Origin of the sequence: Acinetobacter sp. SFB (assembly GCF_001647545.1) — a bacterium.
Lineage (GTDB): Bacteria > Pseudomonadota > Gammaproteobacteria > Pseudomonadales > Moraxellaceae > Acinetobacter.
This window is the reverse complement of sequence record NZ_LSZH01000016.1, coordinates 125,738-146,891: the sequence shown is the minus strand read 5'-3', so window position 1 is coordinate 146,891 and position 21,154 is coordinate 125,738. Positions and strand designations below refer to the sequence as shown.

Below are 21,154 nucleotides of genomic sequence, written 5' to 3'. Positions count from 1 at the left end.
AAGTTTTACCCTACAAAATTTGGGGCTATTAGTCCAAGTCCAGATTGATGATTTGTAAATTTAAATAATATGTGATTTTAGTAATACTAACTTACAATTCAATGATCGGATTCTCATTTTATGCGATGAATATTTGATCAATAGGTGGTTTAATCAGGATCAGAATAACAATAAATAAATATAAAGAAACAACGGTAACAGAACTTTAACTCTCTAATTCTTTGTTATAAAAACACGCTCAAAGAAGCAAATAAAGAATTAGAGGGTTATGCTTTCCTTGTTCAATTTAATGCACTTTCCATCGTATAAATCATATGAAGCATGGCTACAGATCCACATTTTTTTGTGTTATTCCCAAGTAGAAATGTCCGCTTTTAGCATGTGCTCTTCTAGCGTTATGTTTGCAACTTTTAGTACCTTTGTGCATACCTAAGTTGGAAGATCTCCCAAACCTGAAGTAAGCCAACACCACGCGCCACACAAATTCGCAGTGGATCGTTTTATATTCAATATACTGCATGAAATAAAAACTTCTCTCCTGCTCAGTACTCAACTTTTTAAAGTAAACACTTGTCAGATTAGAATATTATTTGCAAAAATAATCATGAGCGTGCTTTTTTACAGATTATTGATACTGAGCCTTAAGTTTTTAATTTTTTCTTCCTAGCTGACATTACCTAGAAGAGTTGCTCTGCAAAGTAGTTTATTCTCCTCAATCCTGTTTCCCTCGCTCCGCCTGAGTTAGTTCCCTTGTACTAATGATTCGTACGATTTCACAGTCGTCTTTAGCAAAGATGGTGTGAGTCACTAAGCACTGAATAGCCATTTTTATGAGGAATAATTTGGACTGCTACCAATTTACTGTCATTTTATTCATCGCTATACATGATTTAACCGATAACTGCTGAATAGATTAAATACACAGCCACCCCAAACACGGTTGTGGCAAAAATTTGCTGTACCTTATTGCTTTCAATCCGGTGGATTAGACTTCGCCCAATGAACATCCCCCCAATACAGGCCAGAACAAAAGTCAGCGTGACCGAAACAGGATATTGAAAGCCATCCAACATATGTGCAGAAATACTGACACCACCAATCATGAAAATAATCATCAGGGATGTCGCAACAATAGTGCGCATATCCAGATTGGTGAATTTACGCAGTGCTGGGACAATCACAAAACCCCCACCCACCCCGAGCAAGCCAGTCAGCAAACCTACCACTACGCCAATACCCGCAAGGAACGATGCAGTTTTCACATTCCAAATTAAACGACCGGTTATTTGATTGACCTTGCACGGTGCATTTTCATGATCATGGACTTTATTAAAAAATATCCGATAAGCCACAATCAGCATGACTAGACTAAACGCCAGTGTCAGCCAGACCGGAGAGACAATACCGGCCAGATGCACGCCATAACGTGCTGCAGGAATACTGATCAGCGCAATCCAGAGCGCAGCGCGATAACGCACAATACGCTTGAATAAACCCTCGAACGTTCCAACCAAGGCGGACAAAGTAACTGCAAGCAAGCCCACAGGTGCAGCCTATGCTACCGTCCAACCCTGATTCGCCATCAGTGCCGGTACAGCTAGAATACCGCCACCCGCACCGGTCAAGCCTAACAGTCCACCGATCACCAGCCCTTCGAGTATCAATAGCCACATGGCTCCTCTCCATTTTGTACAAAAGTGATTAAATAAAAATCGAACTTTTTTGTTTAATCTCTAAGCAAACTTATTTGAAATAGTTGAGAGGAAGTTTTAAATAAGAAACTCCATTTTGTTCTGGCTCAGGAAACTGCCCTGCTTTCATGTTGATCTGAATCGCCGGTAGAATCAGTTTAGGCATGTTGAGTCCGGAATCGCGCTGGTTTCGCATCTGGGCAAACTCAGCCTTGCGAATGCCTTCGTGAATATGGATATTCTGGGTTTTCTGAGTCTGGATATCAGTTTCACAGACATATGCTGCACGTGTCTCAGGCAAATAGTCATGACATAAAAAGACCCGGGTAGCTTCTGGTAGCTGATATAGGCTTTGTACTGAATCAAAAAGCTTTTCTGCACTGCCCCGCGGAAAATCACAGCGTGCTGTACCATAATCTGGCATAAACAGCGTATCACCCACAAGAACCGTATCCCCAATGACATAGCTTAGACAGGCTGGTGTATGACCTGGCGTTGGAATGTTATAGGCTTTCAGGGTTCCGATCTGGAACGACTCATGATCCTCAAATAAATAATCAAACAGCTGCTGAGCATTCCATTGTTTGATATCCAGATTGTAAATAGCACCAAAAGTTTCTTGTACGATTCCAATTTTCTGACTCATGGCAATCTTGCCACCTAACTCAGCTTTAAGATACTGCGCTGCAGTCAAGTGATCAGCATGAACATGTGTTTCCAAAATCCACTCGACTGTTAAATCTTGTTCTTTGATATAGGCAATAATTTTATCGGCATGAAGGGTTGAAGTACTTGCTGATGCTGCATCGTAATCTAAAACGCTGTCAATAATGGCACAGGCTTGGGTCGCCGGATCACGTACGACATAACTAAAAGTATTGGTATCTGGGTGAAAAAAATCTTTTACTATAGGTAAATTTGACATCTTTAAGCTCCTGCCCATTTACGGTGAATCAACACGCCTACCAGCATTGCAACTACAAAATATAGTATTTGATAATGACCCAGACCGATCAGGGTAAAACTGGGTGCTGGACATACGCCGGCAATACCCCAGCCAATACCAAACAACAAACTGCCAGAGATCAGTTTAGGATCAATTTTCTGGTGACGGGGTAAATCAATGGGTTCAGCAAAAATAGTTTTAGGTGCTGGACTTCGTAGCGCTTTTTGAAAAGGAATGAATGCAACAACGATTGCACCCAGCATGACAAAGCCAAGACTGGCATCCCAGTCACCAAACAAATCAAGGAAATCCAGCACTTTTTCTGGATTGGACATGCCCGAAAGCATGAGTCCGACAGAAAAAAGAGCACCAAAAATAAAAGCTAACATTTTTTTCATTTTAAAATGCTCCAATGATGTGACGAATAACATATACAGTAACAAAACCTGCAAACATAAAGACTGCCGTTGCGGCAATGGAACGTTTGGATAAACGACTGAGCCCGCAAATACCATGCCCACTGGTACAACCTGAACCCAATCGAGTACCGAAACCCACCAGCAGACCTGCAATGATCATCATGACTGGGCTTGCATCCAGCTCAATTTCAGGCTGAACAAATAGACCATAAATAAATGGCGTGATAACAAGACCCAGCAAAAACCAGATTGCCGGCGTTTTAAACACCGTCTGCGGATTCAATACTTGTCCGATCATTCCACTGATTCCTGCAATGCGACCATGCACATACAGATACCCCACGACCGAGACACCGAGCATCAAGCCGCCTAAAAAAGCAATCAGAAAATCATGCATAGTGAGTCTACTCATTTACAATATATTTATTTATAATATATATTATAAAATATTATTCAAGCAATTTGTGATATTATTCTGTAATCACTTCTTAAGCATGCAGGATTGAAGGATAGTGTAATGAATAGTGTAATTAACCAGGCTAAAATTGATTTTTCAGAAGTGGGTATCGTCACAGATTGCTTAAAAGTCTTGTCAAACCCTGATCGGCTCAAAATTCTTTGTGTTTTGGTCGATGGTGAACTCAATGTGCAACAAATTGAGGATTGTACGGATATTCACCAACCGACGCTTTCCCAGCAACTGACGGTATTGCGTAAAAACCATATGGTGAGTACCCGTCGTGAAGGTAAACAGATTTACTATCAGATTTATGATCCTAAAGTGCTTGTACTGATGCAAACCTTATATCAGCTATATTGTGCTGCTTAAGCCCATTTTTTCACTTCAGCCTGTATTATCGAGTGATTTTATAAACTCATTATTGCTCAAAATTTAACCGCAATATTCATAATCAAATCGGGTAAGACAGGGAAAAGTGGTGGAGTTAGAGTAATCTATTACAACCGCTTAGCTAACGGACAAATATGGTTACTGACCATTTATGGAAAGTCTGCTGTTGATCAACTTGATAAAAAAGTACTACGTGCTTTAGTGAAGAAGCTAAATGAATCACTTAAATGATACTGAAAGCCGTGATACCGGACGAAATATTGGCGCTGAGTTACTTATGGCTGTAGATGAAATTCTTGCCAATAGCGCAGTCAAAACGTATAGCATTACTCAGACAGATGTCGCCTTAGCGCGCCAAAAATCAGAGTTAAGCCAACGTCAATTTGCCGATACTTTAGGTGTATCGGTACGTACTTTAGAAAGTTGGGAACAAGGTGTACGTAAACCATCTAAAGCAGCACAATCCTTAATTAAGCTATTTATCAAAGATCCTTCCTTTATTAGAGAAGCTCTTAGATAATTATAATATATGGTGAAAATGGGAGTCTTAAGCTCTCATTTTTTTACTTCATATAACGAGTATTATGTTAATTTCAAAAATACTTAATAATCACTGAAATGTAGCAAGCATTAACTTAGCTTCGGTATGTCCACTATTTGATGCCTTTTTTAGCCAATTCAATGCTTGTCCTCGATTCTTTGGTAATCCATTATCACCATTTAAATATTTCTTCCCAATATTGAATTGTGCCATTGCATTACCATTATTAGCCGCCTTTAAATACCATTTATTTGATAGTGCTGTACTTTGTGCTATTCCGTGACCATTGGCATACATTGATCCAAGATTATATTGCGCACTTGCATGTTCTTGAGCTGCTGCCTTACTAAACCATTCAAAGGCTTTGGCATAATTTTGGCTTACACCCTGTCCATAGACATATATTGATCCAAGATTATATTGCGCACTTGCATGTTCTTGAGCTGCTGCCTTGTTATACCATTCAAAAGCTTTGAGATCACTTTTAGTTATGCCCTTACCATTGTCATACATCCTACCAAGATTATATTGCGCCAATGCCTCTCCTTGAGCCGCTGCCTTGCTATACCATTCAAAAGCTTTGACATCACTTTTAGTTACGCCCTGACCTGCTTCATACATCGACGCAAGATTATTTTGTGAAGGCACATACCCCTGAGTCGCTGCTTTGCTATACCATTCAAAAGCTTTGACATCACTTTTAGTTACGCCCTGACCTTTTTCATACCTTACCCCCAAGTTATGTTGCGAAAGTGCATATCCTTGATTGGCTGCCTTGCTATACCATTCAAAAGCTTTGACATCATTTTTAGTTATACCCTCACCATAGGCATACATCATCCCAAGCTCATGCTGTGCTAATGCAAATCCTTGAGCAGCAGCTTTGCCAAACCATTCAAAAGCTTTGGCATAATTTTGACTTACGCCATCACCATAGCTATACATTAATCCAAGGCTATATTGCGCAGGTGCAAGCCCTTGAATTGCTGCCTTGTTATACCATTCAAAAGCTTTAGTATAATTTTGACCTGTGCCCTCACCATTGGCATACATTACCCCAAGGCTATATTGCGCAGGTGCAAGCCCTCGAGCCGCCGCCTTACTAAACCATTCAAAAGCCCTGACATAATTTTGGGTTACACTCTCACCATCATAGTACGCATCTCCTAGCTTATTTTGAGCAGATACATCTCCTTTCTGGGCCATTTCCTGTAGTTTTTGAAAATTCTCTGTATCCGCAAATGTAGGTTTCATAAATAAGAATACCGTGAGCAGTAATAATATTTTTTTAGTGAATTCCATTATCAAATTTCTATTTTATTTAAAGTGATAGAATTTTAGTATAGCTTTAAATCTTTTCCAGAATAACATTACTGAATTAATCAAATCTCTATTCATTTAACATAATGGTGCTTATGCGAAATTTAGTTGTAAGCCCCAAGTAGAAATGTCCTAGATAAATAGATGAGCTAATTAACCAATATATTCGGCTCATTACTTGAGTTGAATATGTGCTATATTCAACTCATCTTAGATTTTTAGAGAGAGATTGAAAATGCAGAAATGGATTTGGCAAATACAAAACTGGACAAATTTCATATGGCAAGATTCAATTATCTTACCTAAAACCAGACAGATACATCAAAAAATAGGGATTCTTCTTGGACAAAGTCAGTATGATTTAGAAAAAGAACAATTCACTCTAGATACTCTACTTGCCAATCTTGTTGCTTCATCAGCAATTGAAAATGAAACCATCAATGTTTTTTCATTGCGATCATCTCTAGCTCAACGCTTGGGTGTCACGCTTGAACAGCCTTATCCAAGCTCAGATCGATCAGAAGGTTTAGCCAATATCATGCTAGATGCACTTAACGATGTTAAGCAACCACTGACTGTTGAGCGTCTCATGCAATGGCATCGTTGGCTTTTCAATGATCCAGACTGGACAATGCAACGTTTACGCATTGGTCAACTCCGAGGATCAGAGCCTATGCAGGTCGTTTCAGGTCGATTGGATTACCCTAAAGTACATTTTGAAGCACCTCCAAGAGAAGGCTTAGAAGATCGCTTAAATGCCTTCATAGCGTGGTTTAATCAGAGTTTGAATGATTCATTGCTTGATCCATTATTACGCGCAGGCATTACCCATTTATGGTTTGTTACTCTGCATCCTTTTGATGATGGTAATGGCCGTATTACACGTACACTTACAGACCTTGCTCTCGCTCAAATGGATGAACAGAGCATCCGTTTGTATGCAATGTCTACTGGAATATTAAACAAACGTAAAAGTTACTATGAAGTATTAGAACAAACCCAAAAAAATGATTCTGATATCACAAATTGGCTGATTTGGTTTCTAGACACATTGAATGATAGTCTGGAAAAAACCTTAGCGCAGATCAGTCGAACATTGTTTAAAAGTCAGTTTTGGCATAAACATTCAAATTCAACCTTGGGTGAAGAACAACGTAAAGTTCTAAATCGTTTATTAGACGGTGGAGAAAATGGCTTTGAACATGGTATTAGTGCTTCACAATATCAAAAGGTTACTAAAGTCAGTAAGGCAACAGCTACTCGCCATTTATCAGACTTACTTGAGAAAGAATGTATCGTCAAATTGGAAGGTGGTGGACGTAATACACGCTATCAGATCAATACTCAGTTATAGATAAGCAATAAAAAACCCCGGCATCCTGCCGGGGTTTTTCGTATTTGATGCTTAGATCTAACTCCTGTCGGATCTCACATTCCTTGTTCTGTACTTTGTTCTTTTTATTTGGAGCATCCTGCTCTCTATGTCCCCATCATATGAAATTACAGCGGAGTGGTATAGCCGCAAAGGGCCGAGATTGATGTGAGCAAATGCGTACAAGGCCGGCTAAAAACTGTCCCCTTTTTATCCGCAGAAATTGGGGATATTTTCTGCCCTGGGAAGGCTGCCAACATTGATAAAACTTCAATTTGATTAAATAGTGATCAATTTTATTGGCAGAATATATCAAAACAGTTCAAAAAAAAGACGACTTGTTTCCAAGCCGGGATTCTGCTGATCTTTCAACTTTTTCTTTTATCTTAACTAATTGATATTTCAGTATTATTACAATTGCGTTTCGTATAAGCGCAATTATGTTAAATGGGGGCAGTTAGTGGGATCTGTGTAGCAGCTTTAAGCCTGTTGCTATGCATCCAAATACAGACTGTACCTCATATTAAATTTATAAGAGTTTTAGGTTTTAGACAGCACTCTTTAATCAAGTGTTTGTACACCACCACCATTTACAAATAAAGTTTGTCCAGAAATCCATGATGAAATAGGGGAGGCAAAGAATAATACAGCTCTCGCGATATCTTCGGGTTCACCTAATCGTTGTAATGGTGTATGGGAGAGCATTCTTTTTTCAATCTCAGGCTTCAGTACTTTTTCTAGTGCTGCGGTACGAATCGCTCCAGGTCCTACAGCATTAATACGTATATTCGGACCAAAATCATGTGCCAAATTAGCGACCATATGGTTTAAAGCTGCTTTTGATGATGCATATCCGCTCATAGCAGGGCTTTTGTTAATTGAACTCATAGAACTGATATTTATTATTGAGCCGTACCCCGCTTTATTCATATGCGGTGCGACGAGTTGACACAATCGCCAAGCAGCAAACACATTAAGCTGAAAATCACGTTCTATAGTATCTACGCTAATTTGATCAGGAGATTCACGGCCAGCACCACCTCCTCCAGCATTGTTAACTAAGATGTGAATATTACCAAAGGTTTCGATTGTTTTATTCACTGCATTGACCAATTGATCCTCTTGCAGAATATTGCATGCAACATATGCTATGTTGCATCCAGTTAGCTTCTTGATTTCTTCAGCTGTATCTTTAGCTGCTTCTAAATTTAAATCGGCAATCATAACGTCCGAGCCTGCTTGTGCAAGAATGAGAGCACTGGCTTTCCCAATACCTGCAGCACCGCCTGTTACAAGTGCTATTTTATTCGTTAGTGATAATAAACTTTGTGGCATCATTTTGATTTATTTCCATTTGTAGATTAAAACTCGAAATATTTAATTTTTATACTGCATAAGATTTATTTTCAGTTCAAAATCCCAAATCTACCGTATCATTTTGAATTGCAGGTAGTTACAGTTTTCCCTTGTTCAACTGAATTGATAAAGCTTCCAATCAGGAATTCACTTTGTCTTAAAGAGTCACGATGATCTCCATTCTTGACTGGGTGAAAGGAAATAGGTTTTTGCTTCTTACATACTTGCTGATAGTAAGCATAAGTACCACGGTAATCTACAAGCTGATCTTTATCACCTTGTACAATTAGAGTCGGCACAGTAGGTGTCATATTATCAATAGACTGTTTTTTTAAATAATTTGTCAATGGTTTCAAATTTACATTTGGTTTAAATACTGTTTTAGGTGCTACCTTTAGATCAGATTGTAATTCTGACAAACAGCGCTTACGTGCATAATTAAGAATTTCCCTCATGTCTGAGCTAACTAAATTGGCTGGAGCTAGGCTAGGATCTTCTGCTTCTGCTCCGAGAAGAACGATTGGAAAAAATGCGGCAACATCGGTCGTGATGTGCGGGTTACTGGCAACATATTCAGCAATTCCCTCATATTGATACCCGCCTGGTGCGAGTGCAATTGCCCCCCGTAAATTAAATTCAGATGCATCTTTCTGGCCATCTGCTGCAACTTTCAAAGATGCTGCGCCTCCTTGACTATGCCCCATTACATACCAGTTTTTACTAAATTTATAGGGTTGTAAATGGTGGGTTGCCCGGACAGCATCAACGACAGTGTGCAACTGACTCTGTGCATTCATATATGGATGGCCACCTAGGGTACCTAAACCCTGATAATCAGGTGCGACGATTGCATATCCGCGAGCAAGCCAGGCATCTAGTGCTTTAGCAGCAATTTGTTGATAGACATGGACTGGTCCACCGGCATAATCTCCAGAAGGTGCACAAGTATCTGCTACACCAGTTGTACCATGAGCCCAAGCAAGAACAGGCCAACCCCCTTGGGGTACTTTACCTTTAGGCAGTAAGAGATATCCTGAAGTCACAATTGGTTCAGATTGTACTCCGCGACTACGATAAGTGATTAAGAACCGCTGTGAAGCATTCGTAAACAGATCAATCTTTTCTTCTTGTATAGATAGGATTGATCCTGGCGTTTTGCTAGAGATATTAGATGTTTGGACTTTACCATTCTTGGGGAAAATAGGAGAGGCTATTGCATATGTTGAATTTAAGCAAAGGCAGCTTACGACCAATTTTAGAATGGGAGGTTTAATTTTCATAGTTGGTATCATCTTTCTTTTTATAATATCATTTTTAATGTATCAGTTTTATTTAGCTTTCTAAGCAAAGTAGTAAAAATTTGGTATGAACCTAAGTTTCATAGTGATGATTGAAAGCTTCGTTTAGTATGTTACTTTCATCAAGATTATAAAATTTTTCTAAAATCAACCTAATACGAATTGAAAAATGGGAGCTTAGGGCTCCCTTTTTCTCTGATTTTTATTAAATTTCTAAACGTAAATTTAATCTTTAATAGCCCTATCAAAGCTTGGGTTTACATCACCTGGAAGTGCTTTATAAAGACTTTCTCCACCTAAACCTGGGTCTTTTGCTAATGGGGTCATTCCTTTAGCTTTAGCGATATTTCCTCAAGCTTTTGCAATAAATGCTGTATCACCATTAGATTCTTCGATACAAACTTGTAGCTAAGCTTGCATGTATTCTTCTGTTTTAAGATCTTCAGCACTATCCCATTTACGAAGTTTAATAGCCATTTATAACTCCTCTTCTAAATCTTGTGCGAATTGAAGGGCGAGTTTTATGTCTTTGCTTTGTGTAAACTTCCCTCCGCCGGCTAAGAGTATAATTGGCACTATTTGCAACAGTGCCAGTTTTTGCATATCAAGTTAGGTTTAACTTTGCAAGAGCTGGCAAAGATTACCAAGCCCCCCTAGACTTTACAGAAATTAGAATAGCAAGATAAAGATTCTATCCTCCTCTCTGTGTAAAGCTTTTCCATGCTTTTGATTTAATTTTATGGGTGAAATGCAATTTGTAGTTCGTTTAAGTGAAATTGATTAATACTTAGGCTATTTAATATGAACTGAATAGCTGAATATGTCATGACATTTTTAATCACGATTAAATCTGGCTTAGAAGTTAGCTGCAAATGTTATATACCCCATTTATTACTAGAGCTTCTAGATTGAGTACTGACAGATCTAGTAAATTCAGATGATGTAAATAGATTTATCATTTCTCAATTTTTTGGCATTTCTTTTTGGAACTTCTACTTCATCCCTATTCTTTTTTATAATATTCAAGTTGAAATATTTCACAGAAATAAACCAATTAAAATTTAGTGATTATTTCTTCTTATAATAACTGATGAGAGCTGTACCCACACTCAACCTACGTATGCCAGATGAAATATCTAGGATGAAAATGTTTGGGTTTTAATCTTAAATTACGAGGTGATTTAAGAAGCTAATGAACTGAATGAATAAAATGCAAAAGCTAAAATTTTAGTATGAAGTGAATGTGTCTCAATGAGGAGAGTTCAATAAATTAAGGGTTTTAAAAAGTCTCAAAGCTAAACGAGTCAATTTTCCATTTTATAATGTTCCTCGTTGAAAAGGTCGCTCTTAAACTGAAATAGCTTTAGCGAATGCAGTATTAAACTTGAACCTAAAATAGACAACATTAAAAAAGTCGTCTAAGTAATCAACTTCTGTTTTTTGTTCTTACTTTTTTATTCATAGATATTTCAGCGTCTATTTACTTATTTTTCTTCACAAGAATAATGCTGATATTTATCCGCCCAGTATTTCCCCTTCATTTGCGCTTTAACGTACTGTTCTATATTTTAAGCTTTTTCTGTGTAAGTTATGAAAATTGGTCTCTCTGGAGATAACAGAAGCAATATACAGCCCACTTATACACAACTTTTTATTTTCAATCACCTTCTTATCTATCTTGAATAACAATAAAAACTTTAAATTTGGTGGCATACCTAAATGATCAAAGTAGATTAAAAATTATAGAACCTGCGATTTTTTCTAGCGATAATATTTTTCGATTATAGTGTACTTCAATCGCTATCGTCGAAATTACCCTACGGGTTTTAGCTTAAAACAAGTGTAGCAAATTGCTACACTTGTTTTTTAGCTTGGATCAATATTTTTTTCAGCAGACTTTCCAGTTCTTGTAAGTTTTGATCATCAAATTCACTCGTTTTTAATGAAACTTTTAAAGTGTTGTGATCAAATTTGATATTACCCGCAACCTTTCCATCATATTCAATTTTATGCACAATTGAGGTTTTAATCGGCTCTTTGGTTTCTGTCGACTTTAGAATTTTTTCAGCCAATAAAGCCAATTTGGTTTGTTCTACTTCTTTCTTCAGTAGTTTGGCCCAAGCTTCTAACAAAGCTTTTTTAGCATTGTGGTAATTATTTTCATAGTCAGATAAAAACTTTTTTACAGCTGTGGCTGCGGTGCGTGCCAACAAGGTCGGTTGTTGCTCTAAATCTGCAATTAGTTCTTGAGGTAATTTTTCGAAAGATAAATATTTATACATATCCTCACGGTTCATGCCTAAGGACTTTGCCAGTTTTTGCTTATTCTTTTTCAATTTTTCATTCAGAGAGCTCAAACCGACATAGATTTCGTAATCAGTTAAGTCTTCTCGTTTTAAATTTTCAGCTAAAGTTAACAGTGCAACTTCTTCATCTGATGCATCTATAACGATCACTTCAATGGTGTTTTTATTGAGAACCTGGTGTGCTTTCAAGCGTCGTTCACCCGCGATCAACTCATATTTATCCTGTACACGCCGAACTGCTATCGGTTGTAGTAAGCCAATTTCGTCGATCGATGCTGCCAAGTCTTCAATATCTTGTTGATTAAACATTTTTCGCGGTTGATTAGGACTAGGCTGAATATCTGTAATTTGTACATTACGACGTAATTCTTTCACATCATTGACGTGCTCTTTCTGAGCTTGTTGATGTTTTTGAGTATTTTGCTGAAGACGTTGTGCCAACAGCTCTTTAGTACTTACCATAATATTCTCAGAGTGCTTTTATTCAACACGATTGATAATTTCTTTTGCTAGTTCTTGAAAAGCTTTACGAACTTTAGCATTTTTATCTACCGCCAATAAGGGTTGTTGCAAAATTGCGGCTTGATTCACTTTGGTACTCATCGGAATTGTTGTTTTGAGCAACTCGCCGACCTGACTTAATGCTTCATCCCGGATAAGTTTACAAACATTTTGACGTTCATCATGTTTAATTAATAAAGCGCCTAAAAGTTTTAACTCAGGATTGACCCGTCTTATTTTAGTTAAATGGTTAATTAAATCGGTTACACCATATAAGCCATATTGTGAACCTGATTCAATCGGTACCATGACATGTGTAGATGCAGCCAATGCATTACTGGTGAGAAGTTTTAGGCTTGGAGGACAGTCTATCAGGATGTAATCATATAATCCTTTTAACAATTCTAATTTGTTTGCCAGTTCTTCAGACGGTCTTGGAGAATCATCTTTAAGTAGGTCTTCAGTTTTACCTAAAGTAAGTGAACCATAAATTAAAGAAACATTTTTGAAATTTGTTTCCTCTTCTAAAGCTTCAGACAATAGACTTAAATCACCTACCAGTAATTCAGCAGACGTGGTTTCAACTTCACTTGGATGTCTTGATCCGATATGGAGACTTGCGTTGGCTTGGGGATCTAAATCAATCACCAATACTTTGTTGCCCAAGTCTGCCAGCTCTGATGCCAGATGAACGACAGTGGTTGTCTTTCCACAACCACCTTTATGATTTGCCACAGCAATGATTTTAGTCGACTTACTTGTCATAATAGACCTCGCTTGAGTTATTGTAATATAAAGAACTTTGTAGCAACTTGCTACACCTTCTTTATGCTACGTTGAAGTTATAATCTGAACTTGAATAAAAAACAAACAGATTCTTTTTTTTATTCAATATAGCTAGCTAATTATAATTAGTATTAATTTATATAATTAGTTAATTATAATTAGAACACTTTTTTATCTTTATAAATCAATATTTTATGATTTTAAAAGTGGAAGGTTTGTCACTGAAAAGTGGAAGGTTTGTCACTGAAAGGTGGAAGGTTTGTCATTGAAAGGTGGAAGGCTTGTCACTGAAAGGTGGAAGGCTTGTCACTGAAAAGTGGAAGACTTGTCATTATGGTGGAAGACTTGTCACCGTGTTTAAATAAAACGTGAATTTAAACTATAATTTTTTTTAAAAACAAGTTGTTAATCTGTTGATAAGTGAGTTTATTTGGCTTTAAAGGTGGAAGACTTGTCATTTTAATATTTTTATTCTGTGGATAACCTGTTTGTTCGTAATTTCATCAAGGATAGTGTCGGTTTTTATTTCAGAGTCTGCTAAAAGTGGAAGGTTTGTCACTGTTAAGGTGGATTTTTAATTATCCTTTCCACTTTAACCAGTGGTTTGGCACACTTTTTGGCTTTTCACCTACTTTCAAATTGAGCAAAAAATACTAAAAGTGGAAGCTTTGTCACTAAAAAGTGCATATTTTGTTTTATTTTCCACTTTAAGTTTAAAAAGTGTTTTAAATAGCAAAACAAAGTGACATGGCTTCCACTCTTAGCCTTTGCTTAAATTATTTGTTGTTCATTTCTGTATAGCGTCGAATCAAAAGGGTGGATAATTTGCATAGGCTTCCACTTTTGTGTATAACATATAGAAAAGTACTTTTATTTTCCACTTATGAATAAGCTGAACGAAAAAGAAGAAATAGAATATTTACCTTATTGTATTGGGAATATTCGCCATAATGGCGTGGTCAGTACCAGCAATCGCCTGATACGACCGATTGAACTGTCATCCAATGAGTACAAGGCATTGCTTTATGCGATGGCTGTTGCGAATTATGGTGAGAAAAATAATCAGGATCGAGAAATTACCGAGCAAACCTATATTTATTTACATAAAGATGATTTAGGCGAGTTACTGGGTTTAGATAAAAAAAATTCAATCAATGTCGCAATAGACCGGATCTATAAAGAGCTGTCCTCCCGGGTTGCCCATTTTGTCATTGAGGAACCTTTGGATGACAGCAAACGGAAAGTAAAAAAAGTACATTCTGTGGTGCCTATTATTCGAGAACTGCGTTGGGAAGATGATGCCAAAAATGCATTACAGATTCGCTTTACCAGTGAAGTGCTGCCTTACTTTACCCGTCTGGCAAGTGGAAATTTCACCACCTATCAATTAAAAGATTTATTTGCTTTAGACTCGGTGACCAGCATGAGTCTGTATTCCTACTTTATTAAAAATGAATTCAAGTATGCCAATCAGGATTCATACGAAGTTGAACTGTCACTGGAAAACATCAAAGCGCTAACCGATATCGGCGAGAAAAAATATGATCGTTGGGTTGATTTCAGACGGTATGTATTAGATAAAATTGTTGAAGAAATTAATGATAGAACCAGTCTGAAGCTGGAATATGAAACCATTAAGAAAGGACGACCTATTGTGGGTGTCCGGTTTAAAATTACCAGTGGACATATTGAGGCGGTTATTGCTCAAAGTAATGAAAATACTCAAATCTATTTAGATGTGGATTTTGATGATAACGCCATCGTGAAAGAGCTGGGTGCAAAATTCGATATGACGGTACGATCTTGGTATATTCACGCCAATGATCCGAATTATAAACAGTTCAGCAAGTGGTTTAAAGCTGAAGGCTGTTTAACCGATTCTCAAGCTAACCTGATTGTGAACGATATCATGTTTCAGATGGAGTTTGCAGTGGCCGGTGTATCCATGAATGATTTTAAAAAAGAGATGAAATATAAGCTAAAAAATGATCCTCACTTTGTTCAAGGAAATCGAGGGCGTCTGAATGAAATTTTCGGCAAAGAGATTATTTAACAGGTGTAGCAACTTACTACACATTGTTGATCAATCGATCCCACTCAAGTTCGGTTAGATATCCAATCACCGGAATTGACACGAGGCATCAGGCCAGCGGGTGAAAAAGGCTATTCATAGCTACACTACTTCAGGATTAAAATAAGTGTAGGTAGTTGAAATGACCCAGAAAGCATTAGCACAGCGACGTAAATCGCTTTGGAATATTGTCCATACTTTACACGGTATAATGAGAAGCAAATGAATTTTGGCGGAATTGGTTAATTTTTACAATGAATTAGTGGCGCGGGAAGACGTCAGTTTTTGTTGAACAAAAGATACTGGTCACATGCCTGATAGCGAATAAATTAACAGGAATGCTGTTTTTTAGTTATTAAATAGCCTAAGTATTTTTTTTAATTTTCACTGTATCAGCCTGGCTTAGAAATAGACTTAAGCAGAAAGAAAGCTCGAAAATGGCATTCCTTTTTAATAAGCTGTTAATTTTTTAATCCCAAGGACGCTGGGCATATCCGGAATGGGAGCTACAGTTAGGAATAATCACTCTTATAATAACTTAAAGTAATAGCACTGTTTCTGCAGAAGAAAGTGGGTTTTGTCCAGTCACGGGCCATCTATCCCTTCAGCATGCATTTGCCCCTCATCTTCGTGGGATTAGTTATGCCATTTCCCTTAAGAATATCTTCAATTAGAAAAGCCACGCTTTCAATCAGATTAACTTGGGTTTCTTTGGTATCACACAACCTGTGACTAGAAGGCTTGCCCTTTCTTAATGACTGGTTCCAGCAAAACAATTTGATCTTTATCTTTTGCTCAATCTCCAAATAAAGGACCATATTTTTTCTAAAATTTTTTATAGACTAAGTGAAAAGCGCAGCTTTGTTAGGGTTAAGGCAGGAGAAAATGTTGAATCTTAATCAATTAAGTTCGTAAAAATTTATTTAAAAGTAAAACAACAAAAATCAGCTTAACGATGATTTGTCAGTATTAAAAAACAATGCTCACCTATAAAAGCGAGAACACAAAGGGTATGGTAGCTATACCGGCCAAATTTTTTCATCGGTGCTGAAAGTCGAATCGATTTATCTATAAGAGGATGGATGTAGAGGCGGTGGCTAGACTTTATCAAAGAGATAGAGAATTTTACCTGCAGGCCATTGCTTGGGCAGAAAGATCAAGCTCTAAGAATCACTGTCCTAGGGCTGGAAAATGTAAGTTAAAAATTGATAAGGAGTTATAAAATGGGAAACAATAAGCAAGAAGTGAATCTAAGCGAGATAGATATTGGAATCTCTAAAGAGAATCGTGCTCAAATTGTCAAAGATCTTTCACGCTTACTTGCAGATAGTTATACCTTATATCTAATGACACATAATTTTCATTGGAATGTGACAGGTCCTCAGTTTAACAGTCTACACACCATGTTTATGACGCAATATACGGAACAATGGAATGCATTAGATATTATTGCGGAGAGAATTCGTGCATTAGGATTTCCTGCTCCAGGCACCTATAAAGAATTTGCATCTTTAACCGCAATTAAAGAAGTGGAGGGTGTACCTAGAGCCCAAGAAATGGTCAAGCTTCTCGTCAATGCACATGAAACTGTCGCACGCACCGCCAGAGGAATTTTTTCAATTGTGGAAAAAGCAAATGATCAGCCGACTGCAGACATGTTAACTCAGCGACTTGATGTGCATGAAAAGACAGCTTGGATGCTAAGAAGTCTTTTAGAAGAGTAGAAACTTAGCGTTAGTCTGCCCATTATTTATAACTATGAGCAGACGCTCATGCCTGCTTTAATAACAATGTTTAGCGTTTATTCGTTTATTGTTATCTCATAGCCGAGATGGATAGGAAAAGGGCAGTTTAGTCTCACACATAGGGTAAATGAGCTGGATTTATCCACTTAAGCTTATTTACGCCCTATTTTTTATTCACTGATAAAATCACTTGTGAATTGCTATCACGCTTATAAATATCAAATCGTCAGCAAATAGAGCTAAGCTAGACGTTGGTCAGATGGGATTGGTTATTTTGCATCCCATCGACAATACGTAAAAATGAGATTGGAAATGACAACTGCGAATTTGGCTCAAAAACACCCTTTATATATTCCTTATGCGGGTAATACCCTGTTAGAACTGCCTCTGTTAAACAAAGGTTCTGCATTTACTGAACAAGAACGTAGTCACTTTAATTTGTATGGCCTCATTCCCCATGTAATTGAAAGCATTGAGGAGCAGAGCCAGCGTTCCTATCAACAGTATTGTGCTTTTAATGATGATATTAATAAGCACATTTATCTGCGTAATATTCAAGACACCAATGAAACCCTGTTTTATCACTTAATTGAACATCATTTAAGTGAAATGATGCCGATTATTTATACACCTACAGTAGGGGAAGCCTGTCAGCGTTTTTCTGATATTTATCGCCGCCATCGCGGGATTTTTATCTCTTATCCGGATCGCGCACATATTGATGACATTTTACAGAATGTGCATAAAAAGAATGTCAAAGTCATTGTGATTACTGACGGTGAACGCATTTTAGGTTTGGGTGACCAAGGTATTGGCGGAATGGGCATTCCGATTGGAAAATTGTCTTTATATACCGCTTGTGGAGGAATAAGCCCCGCATATACCTTGCCGATTACTTTAGATGTCGGAACCAATAATCAGCAGTTACTGAATGACCCTATTTATATGGGCTGGAAGCAACCGCGTATCAGTGGCGATGAATATTATAAATTTGTCGACCAGGTGATTGCAGCCATTCAGCGCCGCTGGCCAAAAGCCCTGATTCAGTTTGAAGATTTTGCCCAAAAAAATGCCATGCCTTTGTTAAGTAAATATCGTGATCAAATCTGTTGTTTTAATGATGACATTCAAGGTACGGCTGCCGTGTCTGTAGGCAGTTTGATTGCAGCGTCGCATGCCGCAGGAAAACAACTCAAAGATCAGACCATTGCTTTCTTGGGGGCAGGATCAGCTGGTTGTGGAATCGCGGAACAAATCGTGGCGCAAATGGTCACAGAAGGCTTAACCGATGCACAGGCGCGTGCTCGGGTTTATATGGTTGACCGTTTTGGATTGATCACTGAAAATCAGCCGAATTTACTTGATTTCCAACGTAGGCTGGCGCAAAAACCTGAAAATTTGGCACATTGGGGTAATGCTGATGAAATCATTTCTTTATTGGATGTGGTCCAAAATGCCAAACCAACAGTGTTGATCGGTGTATCTGGTCAATCGGGTTTATTTACTGAAGAGATCATTAAGAGGCTCGCTGCCAATTGTGAACGTCCGATTGTCTTGCCCCTATCGAATCCGACTTCACAAGTTGAAGCCGTGCCAGCAGATATTTTGCAATGGACCGAAGGCAGGGCACTCATTGCGACCGGCAGTCCATTTGCACCTGTAAATTATCAGGGCAAGATTTACAACATCTCGCAATGTAATAACTCTTATATTTTTCCTGGCATTGGTTTGGGAGTAATTGCTTCAGGCGCAACTCGAATAACCGACGCTATGCTGATCGCATCGAGTAATACCTTGGCAGCATGCTCACCGATGTTACACAATCCAGAAGCAGATTTATTGCCTGATTTGAATGAAATACAACAGGTTTCTAAAATTATTGCGTTCAAAGTGGCTAAGGCAGCGATGGACGATGGTGTGGCACCTGTAATTTCTGATGAGTTGTTAACTCAAGCAATCGAGGCAAATTTCTGGAAGCCTAGCTACCGTACTTATAAGCGGGTGACATTCTGATTTAATGTAAGTAAAGCTTTAGATTACTCTACATAGATCGTTTTTAACATTAAACCGAGTTATAAAAATAGCTCGGTTTTTAAATAAATAGTAATTCATTGAGTTAAGGATTGAAGGGGAAATAAGAGGGGAATCTAAATATCGTGATATGTAAATTGAATTGAAATGAAGGATTAAGATTTAAACATTTAAAGCAAATCAAACACGCTCTGTTTAAATATCTTAATAAATAGTTTCATCTTTTTGTGATTAAAAACATAAATAATCCAGTTTATTACAAATGAGTTTATTAACTCATTTTACAAATATGTTATAAAGTGTAAACATGGACACAATAATACGAGATTGAGTTTTTGAAACAGATTCTCCTAGCCCTTAAATTAAATCTGCGTAAACTGATCCTGATTTCGACTATTGTCAGTGTTTCGTGCTTATTTATTGTGTCTATATTTATTCTCAATTATGTAATAAAAGAGCAACTGATTCAGAACTCACTTTCAGTCAATGAAAAATATGCCTCAAAGGTTGCCATTAGTGCAGGTGAGCATTTCGATGATATGCTGAGAGAACTAAAATATAGCGCTAATCTGTTGGGACAGGATTTTTCTAATCGCCAATTAACACAAGAAGAAGCCAAGCGGCTTAAAAATCAATCCAATAAATTTAATAGTCTGTTAATTGTTGACAAGCAAAGGAGAGTCGTCTCTTTTGAACCACAGAGCTTGAATCTAAGTACCCATATTTTATATAACACCGTAGGTATTACTGAATCCTTAAAGCAGAAAATGACTTATATTTCTCCTCCTTATTGGTCAGCTAAACATAATCTCGTTGTAATTCTATCTCAACCTATTTATGACCAAAATAAAAATTATCAGGGCATGATTGGCGGCACGATTTATTTACAAAAAAATAATCTAATTCAGAAAATACTGTCCACTGAGTATGACTTTAAAAAAAGTTATATGTATGTTATTGATGAAAATAATCGAATAATTTTTCATCCTGACCCCACCCGAATTGGGGAAAAAATTATTCATAATAATGGTCTGGATTATATGGTGCGTAAACGGATGGGGAATATCCGGTTAATCAATAGTCGTGGGGTCGAAAATCTGGCAGGTTTTGCATATATTCCGAGTGTGAACTGGATTGTAGTTTCACAACAGCCGACAGAAGAGTTGTTAAAACAGGCCAATATTATTCTTTTGAAAGTTTCAGTCGGAATTTTTATTTTTTATATTTTTATATTTTTTATTGTCTGGAGATTGTCACGCTTTATTTCTTCACCTTTAAACAGTTTGGCTAAAATGGCCAGCATGCTTAATCAGCCTGATATTCAGGACAAAATCAGACAAGTTGATCCTTGGTATTTTGAAGTATTAAAGTTTAGAACATCTTTGCTGCTCAGTTCACACACATTCAGTGAAAAGATTAATGAATTGCGTCAACATGTAAATACGGATCCACTGACGGGTTTATATAATCGACGCGGTATGAATATTTTCTTAAAAGAGTTGGTCAATGTAAAAAGATCTTTTGCTGTTCTTGCTATTGATATTGATTTTTTTAAAAACGTCAATGATAGTTATGGTCATGCTCAGGGCGATGAGATTTTAAAGACACTGGCAATTTTTATGAAAAGTAATTTCAGGGATGAAGATATTTGTTGTCGTTTTGGTGGAGAAGAGTTTATTGTATTAATGACGACTTCCGATCCTAATGTGGCCTATAACGCGGCTGAGCGCTTACGAAACACCATGGAATCAAGCAATATTAATTCTATCGGTCCCATTACGCTATCTATTGGAATTGCATTCTGGCCTAAACACTCACACGATGTAAACGAAGTTTTTAAAATGGCTGATAATAAGCTTTATCAAGCTAAAAATAGTGGCCGAAACCGTATTTGTTATTAGAGCGTGGCACTGTATTTGTT

Annotated in this window: 16 protein-coding genes and 2 pseudogenes; 7 read left to right on the top strand and 11 right to left on the bottom strand. The window is 37.5% G+C overall.

Annotation, left to right across the window (positions count from 1 at the left end):
• Nucleotides 1-890: 890 nt before the first annotated feature.
• The 4 genes and pseudogenes from AY606_RS13900 to AY606_RS13885 all read right to left on the bottom strand — a co-directional run bounded on the left by AY606_RS13900 (nucleotide 891) and on the right by AY606_RS13885 (nucleotide 3,453).
• Nucleotides 891-1,673: pseudogene (locus tag AY606_RS13900) on the bottom strand (sulfite exporter TauE/SafE family protein).
• A 70-nt stretch (nucleotides 1,674-1,743) separates the two neighbouring features.
• Entirely contained in the window at nucleotides 1,744-2,616 is an 873-nt protein-coding gene (locus tag AY606_RS13895) for an MBL fold metallo-hydrolase (protein WP_067869911.1), read from the bottom strand.
• A gap of 2 nt (nucleotides 2,617-2,618) precedes the next feature.
• Nucleotides 2,619-3,035: a DUF6691 family protein gene (locus AY606_RS13890; RefSeq protein ID WP_067869908.1), complete on the bottom strand. Its 417-nt coding sequence runs from the start codon at nucleotides 3,033-3,035 to the stop codon at nucleotides 2,619-2,621.
• A gap of 1 nt (nucleotide 3,036) precedes the next feature.
• Entirely contained in the window at nucleotides 3,037-3,453 is a 417-nt protein-coding gene (locus AY606_RS13885; protein ID WP_067869906.1) for a YeeE/YedE family protein, read from the bottom strand.
• A gap of 120 nt (nucleotides 3,454-3,573) precedes the next feature.
• Here AY606_RS13885 and AY606_RS13880 point away from each other — a divergent pair, with 120 nt between their 5' ends.
• A complete protein-coding gene (locus tag AY606_RS13880; protein ID WP_067869903.1) occupies nucleotides 3,574-3,885 on the top strand; it encodes an ArsR/SmtB family transcription factor in 312 nt (103 codons plus the stop codon).
• A gap of 235 nt (nucleotides 3,886-4,120) precedes the next feature.
• Nucleotides 4,121-4,426, top strand: coding sequence for a helix-turn-helix domain-containing protein (locus AY606_RS13875; protein WP_067869901.1), 306 nt, complete (start codon nucleotides 4,121-4,123; stop codon nucleotides 4,424-4,426).
• Between the two features lie 90 nt (nucleotides 4,427-4,516).
• On the opposite strand, the gene AY606_RS13870 is transcribed toward AY606_RS13875, so the two are convergent.
• Nucleotides 4,517-5,749: an SEL1-like repeat protein gene (locus AY606_RS13870; RefSeq protein ID WP_067869898.1), complete on the bottom strand. Its 1,233-nt coding sequence runs from the start codon at nucleotides 5,747-5,749 to the stop codon at nucleotides 4,517-4,519.
• A 253-nt stretch (nucleotides 5,750-6,002) separates the two neighbouring features.
• Here AY606_RS13870 and AY606_RS13865 point away from each other — a divergent pair, with 253 nt between their 5' ends.
• Nucleotides 6,003-7,121, top strand: a complete 1,119-nt coding sequence (locus AY606_RS13865; RefSeq protein WP_067869895.1) for a Fic family protein — start codon at nucleotides 6,003-6,005, stop codon at nucleotides 7,119-7,121.
• Between the two features lie 579 nt (nucleotides 7,122-7,700).
• On the opposite strand, the gene AY606_RS13860 is transcribed toward AY606_RS13865, so the two are convergent.
• The 6 genes and pseudogenes from AY606_RS13860 to AY606_RS13845 all read right to left on the bottom strand — a co-directional run bounded on the left by AY606_RS13860 (nucleotide 7,701) and on the right by AY606_RS13845 (nucleotide 13,365).
• On the bottom strand, nucleotides 7,701-8,474 hold the full coding sequence (locus AY606_RS13860) for a glucose 1-dehydrogenase (protein ID WP_067870081.1): 774 nt from the start codon (nucleotides 8,472-8,474) through the stop codon (nucleotides 7,701-7,703).
• Nucleotides 8,475-8,572: 98 nt separating this feature from the next.
• Nucleotides 8,573-9,787, bottom strand: a complete 1,215-nt coding sequence (locus AY606_RS13855) for an alpha/beta hydrolase family protein (protein WP_502692131.1) — start codon at nucleotides 9,785-9,787, stop codon at nucleotides 8,573-8,575.
• A 231-nt stretch (nucleotides 9,788-10,018) separates the two neighbouring features.
• Nucleotides 10,019-10,138, bottom strand: coding sequence for a helix-turn-helix domain-containing protein (locus AY606_RS16940; RefSeq protein WP_502692132.1), 120 nt, complete (start codon nucleotides 10,136-10,138; stop codon nucleotides 10,019-10,021).
• A gap of 132 nt (nucleotides 10,139-10,270) precedes the next feature.
• Nucleotides 10,271-10,363 (bottom strand): annotated as a pseudogene (locus AY606_RS16690) (type II toxin-antitoxin system RelE/ParE family toxin); the annotation flags it as partial.
• A gap of 1,283 nt (nucleotides 10,364-11,646) precedes the next feature.
• Complete coding sequence (locus AY606_RS13850; protein ID WP_067869890.1) at nucleotides 11,647-12,561, bottom strand: ParB/RepB/Spo0J family partition protein; 915 nt, start codon at nucleotides 12,559-12,561, stop codon at nucleotides 11,647-11,649.
• Nucleotides 12,562-12,579: 18 nt separating this feature from the next.
• Entirely contained in the window at nucleotides 12,580-13,365 is a 786-nt protein-coding gene (locus AY606_RS13845) for a ParA family protein (RefSeq protein WP_067869887.1), read from the bottom strand.
• A gap of 904 nt (nucleotides 13,366-14,269) precedes the next feature.
• On the opposite strand from AY606_RS13845, the gene AY606_RS13840 reads away from it, so the two are divergent.
• The 4 genes from AY606_RS13840 (at nucleotide 14,270) to AY606_RS13820 (ending at nucleotide 21,134) form a co-directional block, all read left to right on the top strand.
• Complete coding sequence (locus tag AY606_RS13840; RefSeq protein ID WP_067869884.1) at nucleotides 14,270-15,439, top strand: replication initiation protein; 1,170 nt, start codon at nucleotides 14,270-14,272, stop codon at nucleotides 15,437-15,439.
• A gap of 1,241 nt (nucleotides 15,440-16,680) precedes the next feature.
• On the top strand, nucleotides 16,681-17,181 hold the full coding sequence (locus AY606_RS13830) for a Dps family protein (protein ID WP_067869878.1): 501 nt from the start codon (nucleotides 16,681-16,683) through the stop codon (nucleotides 17,179-17,181).
• Between the two features lie 333 nt (nucleotides 17,182-17,514).
• Nucleotides 17,515-19,215 carry an NAD-dependent malic enzyme gene (locus AY606_RS13825; protein ID WP_067869874.1) on the top strand — a complete coding sequence of 567 codons (1,701 nt, stop codon included), beginning with the start codon at nucleotides 17,515-17,517 and terminating at the stop codon, nucleotides 19,213-19,215.
• Nucleotides 19,216-19,568: 353 nt separating this feature from the next.
• The gene (locus AY606_RS13820; RefSeq protein WP_067869871.1) at nucleotides 19,569-21,134 is read left to right on the top strand and encodes a sensor domain-containing diguanylate cyclase; all 1,566 of its coding nucleotides are present in this window, start codon (nucleotides 19,569-19,571) and stop codon (nucleotides 21,132-21,134) included.
• The last annotated feature ends 20 nt before the right edge of the window (nucleotides 21,135-21,154 follow it).